Source organism: Natronoarchaeum sp. GCM10025703, from assembly GCF_042661985.1.
Classification (GTDB): Archaea; Halobacteriota; Halobacteria; order Halobacteriales; family Natronoarchaeaceae; genus Natranaeroarchaeum.
Map to the genome: position 1 here is coordinate 249,656 of NZ_JBHSZF010000002.1, position 18,103 is coordinate 267,758.

Here is an 18,103-nt window from a genome sequence, read left to right on the forward strand (position 1 = left end):
TTCCCGCCCCCTGTTTCGAGGAGTTCTGACGGACAAGACGATAGCGACTATCTGGATCGGGAACGACGCTTGAAAAGGCATCCAACAGTCCAGATGTAACTACCCTCTAGTGCACGTGTACATGGGTCGAACGGCCACGGGGATTATTATCACGCCGCACCCAGAGAAGCCATATGAATGAAGTTGATTTACTGGTTATCGGCTCCGGATCGGGACTAGATGTCGCAAGCGTCGCCGTGAATCAGGGCCAATCAGTCGCAATCGTCGAGAAAGGTCCACTTGGGGGGACATGTCTCAACCGTGGGTGCATCCCGTCGAAGATGCTGCTTTACCATGCGGACATGGTCGAAACGATCGAACGGGCCGCCGAGTTTCATATCGATGCCGAAATTACCGACGTCGAGTTCTCGGAGATCGTTCGCGAGGTGAACCAAGATGTTCAGGCTGATTCTGAACTCGATCCAGCGGGGGTTGCGTTCGTCCGATCAACACGATCTGTACGAGGGGAAGGCAGATTTGTCGACGAACGGACAGTCGAAATCGTTAGCGGCAACGACGAGGGGAGTCGAATCCGGGCCGAAACTGTGCTTATCGCCGCCGGGACCCGGCCCGGAATTCCGGACACTGAGGGGATCGAGGAGGTCGACTACCTGACGAGCACCGAAGCACTCCAGCTAGAGACCCCACCGGACCATCTTGTCATCATTGGCGGGGGCTACATTGCGGCGGAACTCGGCCACTTTTTCGGGACGTTCGGGAGCGACGTGACGATCGTCGGACGTCGGCCGACGCTGCTGCCGGAAGCCGACGAGGAGGTCGCAGAGGCATTTACCGAGCGCTACGACGAACGGTTTACAGTTCATACCGGCCACGCGGCCACCGCGGTGTCGGAGGCCGATGGATCGGTAACTGTCGAGGCTCGGCCCGACGAGTACGGTGAGGATCCCGGCGTCGTCGGCGAGGAGTCCGTAACGGTAACCGGGGACGAATTGCTCGTCGCTGCGGGACGGACACCGAACACGGATCTCCTCGATCTGGATGCTGCGGGCGTCGAAACGGACGACCGCGGGTTCGTCGAAACCGACGAGTATCTCCGGACGACAGCCGACGGAGTGTGGGCGCTCGGTGATATCGTCGGAGAGTACCTGCTGAAACACAGCGCAAACCACGAGGCGCAGGCCGTCGCCCGGAACATCTTCGGATCCGAACTCGAACCAGTCGATTACACGGCGATGCCCTTTGCGGTGTTTGCCTCTCCAGAGGTTGCCGGCGCCGGTGCACGCGAAGGAGAACTCAGGGAAGAGGGCAGCGAGTACGCCACCCGGACGTACCAGTACGACAAAACGGCCCGTGGCAGCGCGATGAAGGCCGATGGATTCCTGAAGGCGATCATCGATCTCGATGGGGAGATTCTGGGCTGTCACATCATGGGCCCGGAGGCCTCGAACCTCGTTCAGGAGGTCGTCGTGGCGATGAAAGCCGGCTCTGGCAGCGTTCAGGACATCCGTGATTCGATCCATATCCATCCGGCGCTGTCCGAAGTCGTCCAGCGCGGCTTTTCGGGACAGTTCGAGCGCGGAAACGGCGGTCACTCACACTGATCGGCGATTGACTGTCCCGGTGAGCCGTGAGTCGGGGACATAGGCACTGATCCTTGTTGACACGGGCTGAAGATGATATATAAATCTTGCTCGCAGTCGTATCTCCCTCACACGACTACATCCAACATATACCGTCACGACCAGTAGGAAAAGACGTAATGACGAAAGCAGCAGTTATCATTCTCGCAGGGACGGAAGGCCACGAAAACGTCGGTCGACTGGTGAACGGTCTCGAAACGGCCAAGGAGTTCGCCGAGACCGACGGCGACGACGTCGAGGTAATCTTCGACGGGGCGGGGACACAGTGGGTTCCCGAACTCGAAGACGAAGACAGCGACTATCACGACCTGTATCAGACCGTCCGCGATGACGCCGCCGCCTGTGAGTTCTGTTCCGGTGCGTTCGGAGTCGAGGACGCCGTCGCCGATTCGGGCGTCGTAACGCTCGATGACCACGACGGTCACCCCAGCGTCCGTTCGCTGGTCGACGACGACTACGAGATCATCACGTTCTGAGGACCACCTGCGACCGTCCGGCTATCCTGTGGCTGCTCCTGGCGGTGCTCCGCCAGCTGTCGGTTCATGCATTGATCGGCGGCACGGCCTTGCTCGTGGCACCCTCTGGAGGGATGGTCGACCTCTCAGCGGCCCCACTCGACGGGACGCCATTCGGGGACTTCCTCGTCACGGGGTTCATACTCTTCGTCGTGTTTGGGGTCGTCCCGGCAGTCGTGTGCTACGCACTATACACGCGACGCTGGTTGGGGTGGCTCACAGGCGTCGGCGTTGCCGTCGCGATGCTGATCTGGGTAGTTGTAGAGGTGGCCGTGAGCTTCGATCGGCCGACAATTTACCTGAACCTCGGAACTGCCGGGGCGATCCTGATGCTTGCCTCGCGTCCGTCAGTTCGCCTCAAGGGGCTGGACACAGAGAGCTCATGACTGCGGTGAACCTGCGACGCGATTTTAAGGGAACACCACTGATTGGACATACGATATGGAACTCGTTTCAGTCGCTGCAGTGGCAGCAAACGGCGTCATCGGACGGGGCAACCAACTACCGTGGCCGAGTATTCCGGCCGACAAGCAACAGTACAGGAACCGGATCGCGGACTGGCCGGTGATTCTCGGTCGACGAACGTTCGGCTTTATGCGCGATGACCTTCCGGGAAGCGCTCAGATCGTGTTGAGCCGATCAGAGTCCGACTTCGATATCGAGTCGGCCCATCACGCAGCAGGGGTCGACGAGGCAGTCAGGATCGTCGACTCGCTCGGGGAGGGTCGCGCCTACGTAATCGGCGGGGCAGACATTTACGAGCTATTCCAGCCAGTCGTCGACCGAATGGTGCTCAGCCGTGTGCCCGGCGAATACGACGGCGATGCGTACTTCCCGGACTGGGATCCTGACGAATGGGAGGTCGCCGAACGCACGTCATACGACGAATTCACCCTCGAAGAGTGGGTCCGAGAACGGCGCTAACTAGCGTGTGGCCTCTTACTCGTGGCGACTGCCAGGTGAACGGCGAACACAATATATCACTCCTGGTACAACTCGAGCGTGTAGATGCGCTGTCTGGCATCCATAAACGAGATCCGTGACGTGACGATGTCGTTCTCCTCGAGTTGGGTGAGCGCAGAGCGAACGGTCCGCCGCGGGAGGAGCGTCGCTTCAGCGAGACTTGCCTGTGTACTATCGCCCTCGTATTCGAGAACCTTCGCGACTAGCTTTGCACTCGGCGGCAGATCGCGTAAGTCGGACGATTCTGGCTGGGTTGAGTGGGATGACTGGTCGATCATTACTACCAGATACACGAGTGGAACCGTTTTAACAGCAGGTCGGATATGCAGCTCAGTCGCACATCTGTCCACTCGTCGGCCGTCACTCGCCCCCAGCGGCCCACTCCAGAAGCGGTTCGAGCCGAGTGCTCACTTCCTCACCATCCCGGGTCAGCGAATACTCGACACGAGGGGGATCTCGTTGTACTGGGTTCGAGAGATCAGACCAGCGTCCTCGAATTCATCGAGTCGTTTCGAGATGGTGGACGTACTGGCGCTCGCGAGATGGTCCTCGATCTCCGCAAATCGGAGTGACTCGTGAGCCCCGATGATACTGATCAGTTGCATCGCGTATTTCTGACTGAGCGTGTCGATGACACCGGTTAGCGGACAGTAACAGGTTCCGTCCACATTGCAGGTGGGAGCGGGTTGTGAGGTTGGATCTGCCATAGCTTCGTAGCCTCCTACGTACTCCATTGCTTTGGACTCTACAGTATAATTACTTCGCATTCTAAATCAAGCGTAATGACTCAGAACGTCCGTTCGTATGACCTCGTGATTCTCGGCGGCGGGGCGGCCGCCTTCGCAGCCATCACCGAAGCGAGTCGCCGCGGACTCTCGACGGCGATGGTGAACACGGGGCTACCCATCGGTGGGACCTGCGTGAACGTCGGCTGTGTCCCCAGCAAACACCTCCTCGCGGTCGGCGAGACCGCAGCCACTGCTCGGGAGAACCCGTTCGATGCCGTCCAGTACAGCGACAAACCGACAGTCGACTGGGCAGCGCACTTGACGGTACCGACGAACTCGTCGACCGGTTCCGACAGACCAACTACGTCGACGTCGCCGACCACTACGAGACCGATATCTACGAGGGGTACGGACGGCTGGTCGACAACAAGGAGCGTAACTCCTCCGGCAATCAGCCGAGAGCAGACAGTACCCGGACACGGTCCGGTCCGACTATCGAAGTCGTCGATGGAACCGACGCAGGAGTACGGATTACCGGCGAGAAGGCGCTCGTCGCTACCGGGAGTTCACCATGGGTACCGTCAATTGAGGGCCTCGACGACGTTGACGAGCGAAGCTCGTCAGCCCATCAGACGCAGTCTGATGACGTCGAGTACTACACCAGCGAAACCATCCTCGACGAGCGCGACTTACCCGAAGACATCGTCATCATCGGCGGTGGATACATCGCGCTCGAGTGGGGGCAGATCCTCCACCGCGTTGGCGTCGATGTCACTATCCTCCAGCGTTCCGAGCACGTCCTTTCGGACATGGAGGGCCTGCTGGGGCGGGAGATACAACGGTCCTTCGGGGAGCAAGGTATCGAGGTGGAGACCGGTACCGACTTCCAGCGCGTACACTCGCCGGAAGTCAACGGGACAGCGCCACAGGACGGCCTCTCCGTCGAGACCGTGATCGACAGCAATACTCGCGAATTCGCAGCCGAGAGCCTCTTTGTCGCGACTGGCGTCCAGCCCAACAGTACAAACGCCGGGTTGGACGAGGCCGGCATCGAGACTGCCACCGACGGCACCGTCCGGGTCAACGAGTACTTCCAGACGACGAACCCCGACGTGTACGCGGCCGGTGACGTCATCGGCGACCCCGAACTCGAGACAGTGGCCGCCAAGGAGGGTAACCACGCTGTCAGGAACGCGTTCGGCAACGCGGAACAACGCTCCGCGGGCCGTTCGAGCGGCCCACGAGAAGACAACGAGGGGGCCACTATCGACTACGGTGCGGTTCCCGAAGTCGTATTCACCAGTCCAGAGGTGGCCTCGGTGGGCATCACCGAACTCGACTACGCCGACGAACACGGCACCTGCTCGTGTCGAACCGTCCAGATGGCGGATGTCCCCAGAGCAAAAGTGGTCAAAAACACCGACGGCCTCGTTCAGGTAGTCAAACACCACGAGACCGATGAGATTGTTGGCGTCCACATGGTCAGCTCCCGCGCCGCCGACATGATCATGGAAGCCACCCTGGCTGTGAAGTTCGGCCTGACCGTCGACGACATTATCGATACTGTCCACCCCTTCCCGACGTTCAGCGAGGCGTTCAAACAGGCCTGTCAGGCGTTCCGGCGTGATACGTCGACGATGAGTTGCTGTATCGAGTGAGACACGGCCACGGATCGGAAAACCCGCTCCATCACCCGCCCTTCCAGATCAGCCACCGTGGGTAGCGTCCCCGACCTTCCCTGACCGCGGTAGCTAGCTCCGTTTTGTGATCCGGTAGTGTAATTCGGCCACCAACACGGCATGGGTTGATACTGAAGCGCCTTCCTACTATACGTGGATGATAGTACTACACGCGACGTTTCCACTCGACCCAGCGAGCCGCGATGATGCACTCGACCTGATCGAGAATCTCGTCGAACAGTCACAAGAGGAAGACGGGATTATCGAGTACGAGGCCGCCACGGACGTCTCAAACCCAAACATGGCTCGATTCTTCGAGCAGTACGAAGACGACGCCGCGTTCGAGGCCCACTCTCAGACAGACCACTTCCAGGAGTTCGAGGAGGCACTCCCCGACCTGCTCGCGGGAGAGCCCGAAGTCCTCCGGTTCGAGGTCGAATCAGCGACCGAGCTCGAACTTTAAAAGGACTGTTCCGCACGTGTTTTTTGCCGTGAGCAGTTCGGCACGCACTGGTCAACAGAAGGCGTTCTGGTGAGTTCTGCTACGACCGGGGAAGCGTCGGTTTCGTTCGGCAAACCAGACACGGGAGCGGATAGTGTAAACAAGGCAGTCAAAAAATAATACTACGAACTCACCGCCAGCGTCCGTTTCGGCTGTCAGCGAGGTCGCTTCAGCACCGCGCTCTCGAACGTGGCCGGTACTGGTTCGAGTGCCGTTATCGATTCCCACCTCCGAGTGGTCGGACGTATGCGACCGTTAGCAGCGCTATAACTGCCACGGTGATCCCAAATCCGGGGATCGTATCCGACTGGTCGCTATCGGCGTCATCGCTCGTTCCGTCGTCCGTTTGCTGCTCGGTCGTCGGGTCTTCTGTGCTGTCGTCCGGAGAGTCATCAGACTGATCCTCATCGCCCTCGTCTGCCTGCTTATTATCACTGTCGTCGCTATCGTCACCAGTCTGGTTCTCCTCATCGTCGTCCCCACTGGTGTCATCCGCACCGTCATCATCCTGGTCCCCATCACTGTCGTCTCCGTCCTCGTCAGCCGGTTCCTCGTCGTCCGCCTGCTCCTTCTCGTCCTCATCGGACTGATCGTCTTCATCGTCGTCGATGAGGAACGTCAGGTCCTGTTTGACGACTCCATCTGCGTCCGAGAGTTCGATGCTCTCGACGGCCTGTTGACCGCTCGGGGACTGAACGGTGAACACTACCTCCTCACCGGCACCGCTGTCGACGGTCAGTTTGCCGTCACCGGCCGCGGGGCCACCGAATGCACCGTTTCCTGAAACCTCGACCGAGTCCTGAACCTCGTCGTCGACGATGGCAAAGACCGTTGCGCCCGCTGATACCGGAGCGCCCGACTCGTCCTCGGCCGTTCCGTAGATGTTGATTGGTTCACCGGGAGCCTCCTGACCGGCCGCGACTGCAGGCCCGCCGAGCAACGTAAGCGAGACGAGGACGACAGCCACGACGGCACCGATTGCGATGCGTGTGGCCTGTGTACCGTCTCTACACCGACGACACGCATCAGATCTGGCGAGATGACATCGACTCATATCACCAATTGACCCGAACATGGCCACGCTGTCTACGCGCCCCCGTTACGAAGTTCGAAGAGGCCAGGGAACGCCTCGGTGTCGAAATCGTCGGTCACCGGAACGAACTCGACTCCGTCGTTGCTTTCGTCGTCCTGAACCTGATCGTCATTGAATCGGAACGTAGCACCCAACGCATCAGCAATCTCGTTGTGATTAGCTGTCTCGTCGAAGTCATTGTAGTCCGACTGATCGTGAAGGAAGACGACGCCACCGTCGTTAACGAACGCTGTCAGTGCGGTGAGTTCGCTGTCCGTGAACGCTCCCGGCGAGGTGATCACGACCGCGTCGGCGTCCGGGAGATCGTTTTCGATGTCCGTCGTCGCCTGATAAGTGTAGCCGTTCGCTTCTGCTGTACTCGCAAACGTGGCGAAGGAACTCCGGTCATAGAACTGACCGTGGCCTTCGTCGTGGAGTACGGTGCCACTTCCGCCGAGTTGGTCGTCGTAGAGGTTCAACAGGAACTCGTCGTTACCGTAGGCCTCGAAGTCGGTGCCGTCACCGACCAGCGGCGCGGTTATCCCGACGACAGTACCGTCAATCGCAGCGAGAGGAATGTCAGTTCCGTCGGGATACGAGACGGCGTCACCGTTTCCATCGCTGTCGGTGTTGTACGCGGTCGACTTCGCAGAGACGGCTGTCACCGACTCGTCAGTGAGTGGCTCGCCGTTCTCGTTCAGCAGCGTCGACGCCGAGTCGAACACCAGTGGGTCGATAGTCTCGTTCGTCACCGGTTCCGTGGTTGATCCGTCATCAGTGACGGGTGTGAACAGCCCCGGGAACGCGTCGTCGAAGTTAGCTGTAGTCGGTACAGCCGAATCGCCTGCGAGGTTGTTCGTCTCATCGGTGACAGGATTCGCTGTGAAGCCGACGTCCGTCCCGAGGTCGGACAGCAACGGGTCGAAGTTGTCGAGCGCGTCCGTGTCCGCAGCAGTGCCGACGAGGATGGCTGCCCCGCCAGCGTCGGTGTACTCGTCGATCAGGGATCGTTCGGCGGCAGTCAGTTCGCTCGTCGGCGTCGAGATGATCAGCGCACGGGCTGCCGGCTCGCCGCCGTCAGTGAGCAAGTCAGGTCCAGCCTCGCTGGTCAGCTCCGTCGTTGCTTCGAGTCCAATGAACTCATCTTCGGCCGTCGATTGCCCCTCGAGATAACGCATGTAGTATGCGGTGTCCTCAGCGGAGACCGCGAAGTCGGCGGCGAACTGGCCGTGACCGCCGTCAACGACGACCGGGCCAGTCCCCGTTCCGACGGTGTCAATCACGTTCGTCATGAACGGGTACGCACCGTATTCGTCGGTCCCAGGGCCACCCTCCCCGCTCTCGAAGCCTTCTTCGATCAGCGGGCCGCCGACGACTGCAACGCCTGCCTCGGCATCAAGTGCGACCAGTGGGTCGCCGTCTTCCGAGCGAACCGGAACGTCACTGCCGGTTACTTCGACCGGGTCCGGGAAGAACAACTGTTCGACAGGCTCGTCACCGACTTCCGGTGTGGCCGCCGGATCGGAGATGTTCCACATCCCGCGGTTCGCCTCACGCGCGCTCGCTTCGAGGTCCAGATATTTGTCGTGACGCTCGAGTCCGGAGTCGTACACCCGCGCCCAGCCGTCCTCGATCACTGCGGCGTTGTAGACGGTGCCATCCGACAGTTCGAGAACGCCGAGCAGTCGTCCGAAGTTCCCGCGAAGCCCTTCGTTATCGTCGAACGAGAGTGTGACCGTCTCGCCTTCGAGGGTGTCCTTCGCGTACGCACTTGCGCTGTCAGCCTTCGTTTTGAGCGCCGGTCCATCGTCGATTCCCTCGTACTCCACGAGTCGTTCGTCCGTAGACCCGGTTTCGGGCGTGTCGATCCCAAGAATGCGAACCGTATCGACTGTCCCGTCCTGGAACTTGACGTCTGCAGTGTCGCCATCAGCAACGCTAACGACTTCGACCTCGTAGCTCTCTGACGTCTCGAGTTCCTGGCCGAGGCCGCTTCGGTCGACGAACAGTTCGGGGAACGCTTGGGTGTTGGCGTTCGTCGTCTCCGGCAGGAAGCTACTGCCGGCGTTTGCCGTCTCGTCGAACACCTGATCGTCGTTGAACCGGAACGAGGCGTTCACCGCATCAGCAATCTCGTTGTGGTTGGCCGTCTCGTCGTAATCACTGAAGTCCGATTGGTCGTGAAGGAAGACGACACCACCATCGTCGACGAAGTCGCTCAATGCGTCGAGTTCGCTGTCAGTGTACGCCTCCGACGGCGAAGTGATCACGACCGCATCGGCGTCCGGAAGTTCACCCTCCAGATCCGTCGTCGCCTGGTGGGTGTAGCCGTTCTCCTCGGCGTACTCTGCAAACGCCTGGAAATCGTCACCGCCGTTGTCCGCGAGGGTGTAGTACTGGCCATGGCCCTCATCGTGAAGCACGGTACCGCTTCCACCGAGCAGTTCGTCGTGGAGGTTCAACAGATACTCCTCGTTGCCATACTCCGCGAAATTGGTCCCAGTCGTCGCGAAGGGGCCAGTGACGCCGACGACAGTGCCGTCGACAGCAACGACGGGGATGTCCGCCTCGTCGGGGTAGGAGACGGCATCGCCGTTGCCATCTTCATCGCCATTGGTCGCCGTCGACTCGGCGCTAAGCGCGATGATTGAGTCGTCAGTGAGCGGATCTCCAGCATCGTCAAGCAGGCTCGAAACGGAGTCGAGAATGATCGGGTCCGTGGATTCAGCCAGTTCGAGCGTCGCGGTATCCTGATCGTCGGGCGTCGAAACCGTGTGCTCGACCGTCTCACCGGGGCCGGCCCCGAGCGTGCTCGCGTCGACCACGAACTCGACGGTCTGGCTATCGTCACTGGCAACGGTTACATTCTGCGTCGCGACCGTTTGGTCCGCGACGACGAGTTCGACATCGACACCAGTCTGCTCGGTATCAGCAGTGTTCGTCACCGCTGCCGGAATGGTAATGGTCTCACCTGCAGGTGCGACTGCTGGCGCGTTGTTCTCAATCGTGAGAGCACTCTGTGACCCACTACCGGCGAGAACTCCCGTTCGATCCACACGGTCGTACGGCGGATCGACGATTGCCCGGTCGACCCCACTGTCGGACCCGACGTACACCCAGTAAGGCTGGTACGCACCGATCTCTGTGCTCGGAGTGAGTTGTGAGTCGAATTCGACATCGAACACCGTCAGCGTCCCGGCATCGACGTCGGGAAGGTCCGTCTGGAGCGAGCGCGAATCGCCCTCTTTGGAACTGTCGATTGCGAAGTTCGAACCGACGAAGTTCCATCCTGTAGGCATTTCGACGACCCCGGGAGCCGGGGCGTCGTCGGTGTACGTGTAGCCGAGACGCGCCTCATCGCCGTTCGCGACCACGTAGATCCCACCGTGGAGGGACCGCGCGGACTCGAAGGTGAAATCTGTGACGGTGTCGTAGGTCCCCTTCTCGGCATCCCAGGCGTTCACCGCAGCGACGTGCTCGACCGAGAGTGTCGCTGACTGCGGCACTGAGGCGAGATTGTAGCCATCATCGAGGTCGACCGCCTCGTGCACAACTGTGACCGTTGTGGGCTCCGAGACTGTGGCACCGGCAAGTCCGACCTCGGAACTCTGGTTTGCGGCTATATTTAGCGTGCCAGGGTCAAACTCTGCCGAGGCGGTTCCGCTCTCGACAGTGGTCTTTGCAGCTACCTGGTCACCAACGGTGAATGCCACCGTCTCACCGTCAACAAAGGTACCGTCTCTGGTCACATCGTTTGCCGTGACAGTGACCATCCGTTCGTCTTCGACCGTACCGAGGAACTCGACGTCTATCTCGGTCGAAGCCACCGAGAGATCCGCAGTCTTCTCCTGAGTATCCAACTGCGAGAGCGATCCGTCGACCGGCGCGCTCGAACTTCCCGCCATCGCACCGACCCCCGCCGTGGCCGCCATGATTGTGAGTATCAATACTGCTGCGAAAACTGACAGCCGGACAGCCGTGGAATACAATGAATCGTCAGGAGTCATACGATTCCCCTCCGAAGATACCAGTCGCCAACCAGTTTCTGTTCGTTACCTGTGCCGACATCACAGTTGAGTGACTTATCACGTTTCCAGGATTCGCTTGGTGGTATTTAATTTCTACTAGTTGTAATATATATCAGTTATTCCAGTATAGAATACTATGTTCCGGTCTGTTCGGGTGCCAAGGCTGTACAAAACTCTGTGGAGTAGAGTGCGCCCCAGCAGTCGGCCGCAGATTTATTTGTCCAGATGGGTGATTTCTACCGCTGAAGGTTCCACCACTCCTCCTGTGTGAAATACCCCGCGCACGGTGGCGCGGGGCGTCCGTGTTTAGTCCTGCACAGCTGAGGCAACGGTCTTTAATTCCTCTCGCGCTTGACTCTGAGAGTCTTGCGCCGACGTTCCGTGTCGGTGAACACCCGAAGCGTAAATTGCTCCGTGAGAGTCGGGGCCTCCACCAGCCCCCGATGCCGCCCGTCTCATCTTCTTCACGCGGGGAAGCTTGTTGAGAGACGGCACATTTCCAGTTTCTTCGTCTAACCAGTTCTGCACAACGCACACCGCCGCCTTCCTATCAGCGTGGTCTTGAAAACCACACTTCTCGCACTTGAACCGTTTCTTGTGGCGATTCCCTCGTTCAGTGTGCTGGCACTCCGTTCTCGGGCATCGCTGACTCGTGTACTCAGGGTCAACCTCGTCAGAGGGAATCCCGTCCCACGCAGCTTTGTACGACACCATGTTTTGGAGTGCAGCGAACGGCAGTGAGTGGAGGCGACGGTTCATTCGCGTTCCGTAGTCGATGGAGTCTCGCATGTCTTTGAGGTCTTCAAAGACAAAAAGCGGGTTCGTGAACTGCAACACCCATTCAACTACTCGACGCGATACTTTGTGCAGACAGTCGTGAACATAGTCGCGTTCTTCAGTTTGAACGACCGTCTCGAACGCGGTCTGTCCTGCTTTCTGCATCCGCTTTCGCTTGGTGAAAAACTCGTGGCGCTGTTCTTTCACCGACGGATACTCAAACACTACTGAGTCCTTTATTGCGCCGTCACGACTCATCGCAGCGAGAGCGATGCAGTCCTCGTTCACATCTACGCCAACAATCGTATCTGCATCGACTTTGTTGGCGACTCGATGCGTCTCGTGTGTGACGGTAACGTGGAGCCGCCACTCGTCGTGTTTGTGAACAACTTCAGCCGTTCCAACCCGCCACTCATCGTCGTTGAACGCTGTCTGGAGTCGGTCGAAGTGGTCGGGGCTGCCACGGAGTTCACCTTTGAGGTGGGTGCCTCTCGTGGCCGTGACTCGGAACCGAATTAACCCACCATCTTCGGGGAATAGGCGGTAGCCTTCTTCGTGGTTCATCACCATCGGGTACATCCCGTCGATGTAGGGGTATGGCCGACCCCAGTCGTCGTCTTTGTTGTCGTGGTACGTTTCGATTTCCCCCAGTGCCTTGTCAACGATGAGTTGACTGGTGTTTTTGACGTGGTTCGCGTTATCCACGACAGTTGATTTGATGTCACTCCAGTCACCGCCTTGTCGGTCGAGGCGGTTGGTTTCGTTGCGGATACGTCGTGATTCGAGACAGCCGGTTTGCAGGTCGTCGTCACTCCCCGTGTGGATGTCTAGTCCGAACGACAAGGTTTGGGTGAGTTTGGACGACTGCACTGTATTCTGGTATGATTTGGGACTTGTTAAAAGTTCGTGTTGTGACGCGCTTCACCCCCGACCACGGTGGGTCGGGGTACTCGCGCTGCTATCCTTTATAGATATTCAGTTTTGGATTCGGGCGACTAGTGCCGGCCCTTCCAGCTGTTGGAGACGACAGAAAAGGATCCTCTGGGAACCGGCTATGGAACGTTCCGACGACCGTTGCTAACGTTGCACTCCGAGCGGATTCTTGCAGCTTTTGCAGAGAAAGAGATCCTTGTTCTCGTGGAGATTGAACCCGCCGTCATCCTCCACCTCGAACTCTGGGACCTCGTGTTTGTGTGCCTGTTCGAGTTCCTCCATCGATTCAGCCTCGTCACCGCATTCCGGACAGGTGATTGTGTCACCCATACACACAGATTATGCAGGGAAACAATATAAAAATAACCACGCAGTGCGGGTCGGATATTGTCACACACGCTGTGTGACACGCCGAACCCGTGCGCGACTGGCACCTCGGACGCCGTTCCGTCCCTGAGGTGTGAATAGCTCAAATATCGTTGTTGACCCCTTCCCACGTCTTTATCCCACGGCTAAAGCCGTGGGCTTTCGCCTGTACTTTCGTAATGATTCGTTCACCAAGGAAGTCACAGTTGGGTTTCTCCAAACGCTTCAGGAAAAGTCTGGCAAGAACTTCATCATGGTACTGGATCAAGCGCCGCATTTCATCGGCAACAAGATCAAGGACTTCGTTGAGGAGACAGCCATCGACGTGGCATATTTTCCCGCAGGATCGCCTGATTTGAATCCAACCGAAACGTGCTGGCGACAGTTCAGGAAGACCGTTGAAAATCAATACTTCGGAAGTCTCGACGAACTTCGAGCCGCTATCCGGCCAGCACTGGGATCAATCGATCCATCTTGAATCTATCATAGCTCTGTCGATGAGTACAGCTTTTGTGGACCCAGAGCCGATACCGGAGCTACTGATGAGGCCCGGTATTCAGCACTATCTCGCTAAATTATAACTTTTAAATACTATATTAAGAATTGAGCTATTTGTTGTTAGATGTGTTTGATCTACCGTTCATAAAGCCGAACTACAGCCCGAATATCCACAGAGCCCGAATCACATTGCGGTTGATAAAACCGCGATCCTCCTCAATAGCCAGCAGTATTGACTGTATGCTGCTGTCGATCCAGAGACCCACAAAATACTCCATACACGCTTGAATCAGCCACTATTTCCGTTCTCGCTCAGTCGCTCCTCGCCGCACTATAGGAGAAACACAATATTAAGAAAACGGTGTTTCTCCTCGATGGTGCGACCTCACTGCAAACGGCGCGCAAACGACCGACCACGATTTCAGATACGGAAAACGAGGAAATCGAAACAGTGTTGAAACTATAATTTAAGATATAAAACGACCAACTTCTTTGTCAAAAAATAATTTTAGACACGCCGGAACGAAAACTGCCGATGACTAGCACCGATCCTTTGCCTTCACATGGAATCAGCGTATCTGAACACGATCTATTTAATAAGCCTCGATGCATTGTACCTCACTATCGAACGGACCCGAAGCAGTGATCGCAAATCGAGATGGATGTTCGTAGTGTAATTCGACGATATACCTAAGTATACTACCATTATTACGTCGTTTTCTTCTATAAAAAGACTATAGTTAGCCATTGAATCGTTGGTCTCGGATGATTGATAGGCGTAGTTTATGAAGGAGGATGTTGTGGTATTTCACCAGGCGCAGTAAAAACACGTTTTCGGATTCGGAAGTTTATGACTGCTAATAGCACAGATCCGTTTGAAAAGACGGATTTAGACCCGAAGTTCGAGGCGCTTGTCGAGGAGACTCCCGACTTTGCGCTTTTTTTGCTCGACCCCGATGGATACATCATAAGTTGGAACAGGGGTGCCAGACAGATCACGGGATACGATACCGAAGAGATCCTCGGTGAAGAGGTCTCTATTCTTGCTCCTACAGATCTCGACGAACGCAACGAGCCATGGACCGCAATCGAGGAGGCGACCGAGAATGACGGATATCGTATCGAAGACTGGTGCCGTCGAAAAGACAGGTCCTCATTCTGGGCGAGTGGAGTTATCAAGCCAATCCAAGCGGAGGATGACTCGCTTCGTGGGTTCGTAGTAATCGCCCAGGCCCTCACTGAGCGCAAGGAACATACGGGCAATCTCGAGGCCATTTTCGACCATACGGTATCTTCCACCCCCGCCTCAGATGAGTAACGGTCTGTACCGGCGTCTGGATCGTGCCCGTACTTTCAACACTCATTAGTTTAGTTATACAAACTCGTTTTCGGTTACGGTTAACTATCCCCTCGATCAAAAAGACATATGCTCATCGTAGGAAGTGACGATGGAATATATCGGACGGATACTCTCGAATCAGCAACCGCTGCTACCGCAAAAAAGGTTCACGATACCGGGCGCGTTCTGCGGGTGCGGGAGTTCCCTGACCACCGAGGCGTGTTCGCTGCTACGAAAACCGGACTGTATTATTCGACAGACGGGACCGAATGGACGGACCTGAATGTCCCGCAGGAACAGGTGTATTCGGTAGGTTGTCGCTCCCGTGATCAGACATTGTTCGCGGGCACGCGGCCAGCGCACGTCTTCGTCGCGGATACGGCCGATCAAACCCCACCGTATCAGGATCTGGAGTGGGAAGAGATCAACGCCTTCCGTGATCGGGCGGAGCGAAACGAGTGGCAACTGCCTCGGCACGAGAATACGGCACAGGTCAGGGATGTTCTCGTCCCTTCGGAAACCCCTGATCGAATACTCACTGGCATCGAAGTCGGAGGAGTCCACATCAGCGACGACGGAGGCGACTCGTGGCACAAGTCTGAGGGTGCGGACGACGACATCCACGAACTCCACGTCATCGGGCCGGACGAGTTCGTCGCGGCCACGGGCTTTGGCCTCTTTCACACAGAGAATGCCGGGGAATCCTGGACGAGGCTCGATACCGACTACGACCAGCGATACTTCCGGGCCGTGTTTTCCGTCGACGACACGGTGTATGCCGCAGGCGCGCTGAAGAACTCGTCGACGTGGGACGACGATGACGCCGATCCCGAACTGTTCATTTCGTCCGACGGAGGGACGATCGAACCAGTCGCGCACCCGTATCCGACCGAGACAGTTACCGGGATTGCGTCGGTAGACGGCTCTGCTCTCGTGGCAACACATCGAGGGAACATCCTGCGGGAGCGTTCCGACGGGTGGGAGAGAGTCGGATCGTTCCCGGTCTCCGAACAGACCACAGGACGGTATACCCCGCTTCTGTGTGTCGATTCGTGACTCGATCCGCATCTCTCCTTTGAGTTCAGCATGTCACTCCTGGTCGTCGATTATAGTATTTTGCACATCGCCCTCATCTGCCGAGTGTTTTAGATTTTATACATGTTTTCTCCAAATTTGTCGACGAACATCTGTGATTCGAGTTGAGATGCGACAGCACGGCACAAAACTAAACCGATGAATGTTAACATGATAATTTACCAGCACAGACACTATCGAGTGTTTTAAACTGGATCTTGAGTGGATAAACCTGCATAAAAAGGCTATATCCCAATTCGAGAATTGTATGATTATTCATCATTATGTAAATCGTTCAGACTATCTATGTCTCTACAAATACTTTCGTCACCTGTCTCGACGGCTACTGAATTATTCTTTGAAAAAGTTCTTTGCCACCGACATTTCCATCCATGGTAGTTAGTTCGCCGAACAGACTCGCATCGAGGGGGACTGGGTTGACACATCGGCGATCCACAGCAGCGACGGTAATGTTCGATACCCCGCCGTAATAGGCCTCTATAAGCAGATCCAGACTCCGGACAGCGACACTGGGCATATCACCAAGCAGTATAAGGATAGCATCCGCGTTGTGGGCTCGTACTGCTCTGACACCTGCTCGGACTGATGTGCTCTGTCCGGTATTGTTATCAGTGTTTTCGATACATTCGGTGGCGTGGTCGTCCAGCGCTGGCTTGACGCGCTCGCTATCGTACCCAGTCACTACTGACACCCCATCGACGAGACTCAGAACGACGGTTTCAACGGCGTGTTCGACGACAGGTTTCCCACAGTATTCTGCGAGTATTTGTTCACAGTGCCGAACCGCTGACTGCTGCCAGAATCTCTCCCCAGACCGCTGGCTGTTCCGGGAGAGTCTCCCCGGACAACTGGTCGGGCGTAAGAACGGGCGTCGAATCGTCGGTAGTAATACAGCGGAAACCGTGTTGGCTTCCCATATCAATCCGCCGACGGTTCGGCTTTGGATGTCTCAGCCCCACCGTTCATATACAGCCCCAGTTCTTTCTTGTTCGTCTCGTCCGGCGACATGGTATGGACGATCTCACCCTCGTACATCACCGCGATACGATCACTGAGTTCGATGATCTCGTCGAGTTTTTCGGAGATCAGGAGGATCCCTGTTCCCTGTTTACGTTGTTTGAGCAGGTTCTCCAGAATCGACTCGATAGCACCGACTGATGCGTTCGACCATGCGACTTCGCTGGGTGTCCACTTCTCGTAGGCTATCCCCACAGTCGCAGCCGGAACTCGAAACCGAAGTTCGGGAACGATCTCGTTCTCACGAAGCGCAGTCTCGTGGGGGGCAGTGACGAACGATGCACCATCGAGTACCCGCTCACCATCGACACCCGTCACGGCGACGTCCGGATATAGCAGTGTCACTACAGTGGGAGGATCTGCCTCCGCCAGTGCGCCACAGAAAGTCCCGCGATTTCTCACCTGGACATCTCCGATGCTCTCGGCCACCTTCGACAGCGCGGGAATAGTCTCCGAGACGGCATCGTTCGTCGCCACATCGACGTGGCATGCGAGACAGCCGATCCAGAGTTGCTCTGCATCACGTTCGACGTGCGATAGCTCGTCGATCTCGTTGATATCGACGAGGATATCATAGGGGAGGTCACGCTGTCGAAGGTGTGGGATCAGGCTCTGTCCTCCGGAGAGCACTGTGGCATCTTTCACGTGTTCCGCCAAGAACGAACAGGCTGCCTCGACAGTTGTAGGAGCCGCGTACTTCACATCGGACATTGATGATTCACGCTAAACTGCCCGGCTACCGATATCTAACTGTATCAATTCTCGTTCACCGGGCGTGAATATTATACAATTAGATTTTCTAAGCAGAAAATCAACCCGGATATACAGTATTTGTTCAATGGATTGACCGTTTACTGTCGTAGCGAACGCCGCTATCTTGGACGAAGCGCGCTATTTGGGAGAACGAAGACAGCGAGTGAGAACTTTGAAATGTTCAGTATAGGAAATTCC

15 protein-coding genes and 3 pseudogenes are annotated in these 18,103 nt (G+C 57.1%); 10 read left to right on the plus strand and 8 right to left on the minus strand.

All coding sequences use genetic code 11. The features are described 5' to 3' along the window. Window positions 1-173 precede the first annotated feature (173 nt). From ACFQH2_RS18340 to ACFQH2_RS18355, 4 genes are all read left to right on the plus strand, one after another. Complete coding sequence (locus tag ACFQH2_RS18340) at window positions 174-1,601, plus strand: dihydrolipoyl dehydrogenase (protein WP_377077090.1); 1,428 nt, start codon at window positions 174-176, stop codon at window positions 1,599-1,601. Between the two features lie 158 nt (window positions 1,602-1,759). Beyond that, window positions 1,760-2,116, plus strand: a complete 357-nt coding sequence (locus tag ACFQH2_RS18345) for a hypothetical protein (RefSeq protein WP_377050661.1) — start codon at window positions 1,760-1,762, stop codon at window positions 2,114-2,116. A gap of 113 nt (window positions 2,117-2,229) precedes the next feature. After that, window positions 2,230-2,541 carry a hypothetical protein gene (locus ACFQH2_RS18350; protein ID WP_377050663.1) on the plus strand — a complete coding sequence of 104 codons (312 nt, stop codon included), beginning with the start codon at window positions 2,230-2,232 and terminating at the stop codon, window positions 2,539-2,541. Window positions 2,542-2,596: 55 nt separating this feature from the next. After that, entirely contained in the window at window positions 2,597-3,079 is a 483-nt protein-coding gene (locus ACFQH2_RS18355) for a dihydrofolate reductase (protein WP_377050665.1), read from the plus strand. A gap of 56 nt (window positions 3,080-3,135) precedes the next feature. On the opposite strand, the gene ACFQH2_RS18360 is transcribed toward ACFQH2_RS18355, so the two are convergent. Then, a complete protein-coding gene (locus tag ACFQH2_RS18360; RefSeq protein WP_377050667.1) occupies window positions 3,136-3,396 on the minus strand; it encodes a PaaX domain-containing protein in 261 nt (86 codons plus the stop codon). 82 nt (window positions 3,397-3,478) lie between these two features. Then, a pseudogene (locus tag ACFQH2_RS18365) lies at window positions 3,479-3,825 on the minus strand (winged helix-turn-helix transcriptional regulator). A 75-nt stretch (window positions 3,826-3,900) separates the two neighbouring features. On the opposite strand from ACFQH2_RS18365, the pseudogene merA reads away from it, so the two are divergent. Continuing rightward, window positions 3,901-5,504: pseudogene (gene merA / locus ACFQH2_RS18370) on the plus strand (mercury(II) reductase). Between the two features lie 178 nt (window positions 5,505-5,682). Then, a complete protein-coding gene (locus tag ACFQH2_RS18375; protein WP_377050673.1) occupies window positions 5,683-5,988 on the plus strand; it encodes a putative quinol monooxygenase in 306 nt (101 codons plus the stop codon). Window positions 5,989-6,241: 253 nt separating this feature from the next. Here the strand turns inward: ACFQH2_RS18375 and ACFQH2_RS18380 are convergent, their stop codons facing one another. From ACFQH2_RS18380 to ACFQH2_RS18395, 4 genes are all read right to left on the minus strand, one after another. Further along, complete coding sequence (locus tag ACFQH2_RS18380) at window positions 6,242-7,081, minus strand: PGF-CTERM sorting domain-containing protein (protein ID WP_377050675.1); 840 nt, start codon at window positions 7,079-7,081, stop codon at window positions 6,242-6,244. Between the two features lie 32 nt (window positions 7,082-7,113). Beyond that, a complete protein-coding gene (locus tag ACFQH2_RS18385; RefSeq protein WP_377050677.1) occupies window positions 7,114-11,031 on the minus strand; it encodes a DUF4350 domain-containing protein in 3,918 nt (1,305 codons plus the stop codon). A 402-nt stretch (window positions 11,032-11,433) separates the two neighbouring features. Then, window positions 11,434-12,774 (minus strand): RNA-guided endonuclease TnpB family protein, encoded by a 1,341-nt coding sequence (locus ACFQH2_RS18390; protein ID WP_377050679.1) that lies wholly within the window; start codon window positions 12,772-12,774, stop codon window positions 11,434-11,436. Between the two features lie 207 nt (window positions 12,775-12,981). After that, window positions 12,982-13,167, minus strand: a complete 186-nt coding sequence (locus ACFQH2_RS18395; RefSeq protein WP_377050681.1) for a hypothetical protein — start codon at window positions 13,165-13,167, stop codon at window positions 12,982-12,984. A gap of 130 nt (window positions 13,168-13,297) precedes the next feature. Between ACFQH2_RS18395 and ACFQH2_RS18400 the strand changes: the two genes are divergently transcribed. From ACFQH2_RS18400 to ACFQH2_RS18415, 4 genes and pseudogenes are all read left to right on the plus strand, one after another. Then, on the plus strand, window positions 13,298-13,681 hold the full coding sequence (locus tag ACFQH2_RS18400) for a transposase (protein WP_377050683.1): 384 nt from the start codon (window positions 13,298-13,300) through the stop codon (window positions 13,679-13,681). Between the two features lie 19 nt (window positions 13,682-13,700). Continuing rightward, a pseudogene (locus ACFQH2_RS18405) lies at window positions 13,701-14,244 on the plus strand (IS6 family transposase). A 307-nt stretch (window positions 14,245-14,551) separates the two neighbouring features. Continuing rightward, entirely contained in the window at window positions 14,552-15,019 is a 468-nt protein-coding gene (locus ACFQH2_RS18410) for a PAS domain-containing protein (RefSeq protein ID WP_377050685.1), read from the plus strand. 357 nt (window positions 15,020-15,376) lie between these two features. Next, window positions 15,377-16,096, plus strand: a complete 720-nt coding sequence (locus ACFQH2_RS18415; RefSeq protein ID WP_377050687.1) for a WD40/YVTN/BNR-like repeat-containing protein — start codon at window positions 15,377-15,379, stop codon at window positions 16,094-16,096. Window positions 16,097-16,457: 361 nt separating this feature from the next. On the opposite strand, the gene ACFQH2_RS18420 is transcribed toward ACFQH2_RS18415, so the two are convergent. Together ACFQH2_RS18420 and ACFQH2_RS18425 are read right to left on the minus strand one after the other, a co-directional pair. Then, window positions 16,458-17,057, minus strand: coding sequence for a nucleotidyltransferase family protein (locus ACFQH2_RS18420; protein WP_377077091.1), 600 nt, complete (start codon window positions 17,055-17,057; stop codon window positions 16,458-16,460). Then, complete coding sequence (locus ACFQH2_RS18425) at window positions 17,054-17,863, minus strand: FAD binding domain-containing protein (RefSeq protein WP_377050691.1); 810 nt, start codon at window positions 17,861-17,863, stop codon at window positions 17,054-17,056. Before ACFQH2_RS18425 ends, ACFQH2_RS18420 begins: the two co-directional genes overlap by 4 nt. Between the last annotated feature and the right edge of the window lie 240 nt (window positions 17,864-18,103).

Bases quoted from the DNA above. Each gene is read 5' to 3' on its own strand.
- ACFQH2_RS18340 (WP_377077090.1), top strand. From the start codon at position 174: ATGAATGAAGTTGATTTACTGGTTATCGGCTCCGGATCGGGACTAGAT.
- ACFQH2_RS18345 (WP_377050661.1), top strand. From the start codon at position 1,760: ATGACGAAAGCAGCAGTTATCATTCTCGCAGGGACGGAAGGCCACGAA.
- ACFQH2_RS18350 (WP_377050663.1), top strand. From the start codon at position 2,230: ATGGTCGACCTCTCAGCGGCCCCACTCGACGGGACGCCATTCGGGGAC.
- ACFQH2_RS18355 (WP_377050665.1), top strand. From the start codon at position 2,597: ATGGAACTCGTTTCAGTCGCTGCAGTGGCAGCAAACGGCGTCATCGGA.
- ACFQH2_RS18360 (WP_377050667.1), bottom strand. From the start codon at position 3,396: ATGATCGACCAGTCATCCCACTCAACCCAGCCAGAATCGTCCGACTTA.
- ACFQH2_RS18375 (WP_377050673.1), top strand. From the start codon at position 5,683: ATGATAGTACTACACGCGACGTTTCCACTCGACCCAGCGAGCCGCGAT.
- ACFQH2_RS18380 (WP_377050675.1), bottom strand. From the start codon at position 7,081: ATGAGTCGATGTCATCTCGCCAGATCTGATGCGTGTCGTCGGTGTAGA.
- ACFQH2_RS18385 (WP_377050677.1), bottom strand. From the start codon at position 11,031: ATGGCGGCCACGGCGGGGGTCGGTGCGATGGCGGGAAGTTCGAGCGCG.
- ACFQH2_RS18395 (WP_377050681.1), bottom strand. From the start codon at position 13,167: ATGGGTGACACAATCACCTGTCCGGAATGCGGTGACGAGGCTGAATCG.
- ACFQH2_RS18410 (WP_377050685.1), top strand. From the start codon at position 14,552: ATGACTGCTAATAGCACAGATCCGTTTGAAAAGACGGATTTAGACCCG.
- ACFQH2_RS18425 (WP_377050691.1), bottom strand. From the start codon at position 17,863: ATGTCCGATGTGAAGTACGCGGCTCCTACAACTGTCGAGGCAGCCTGT.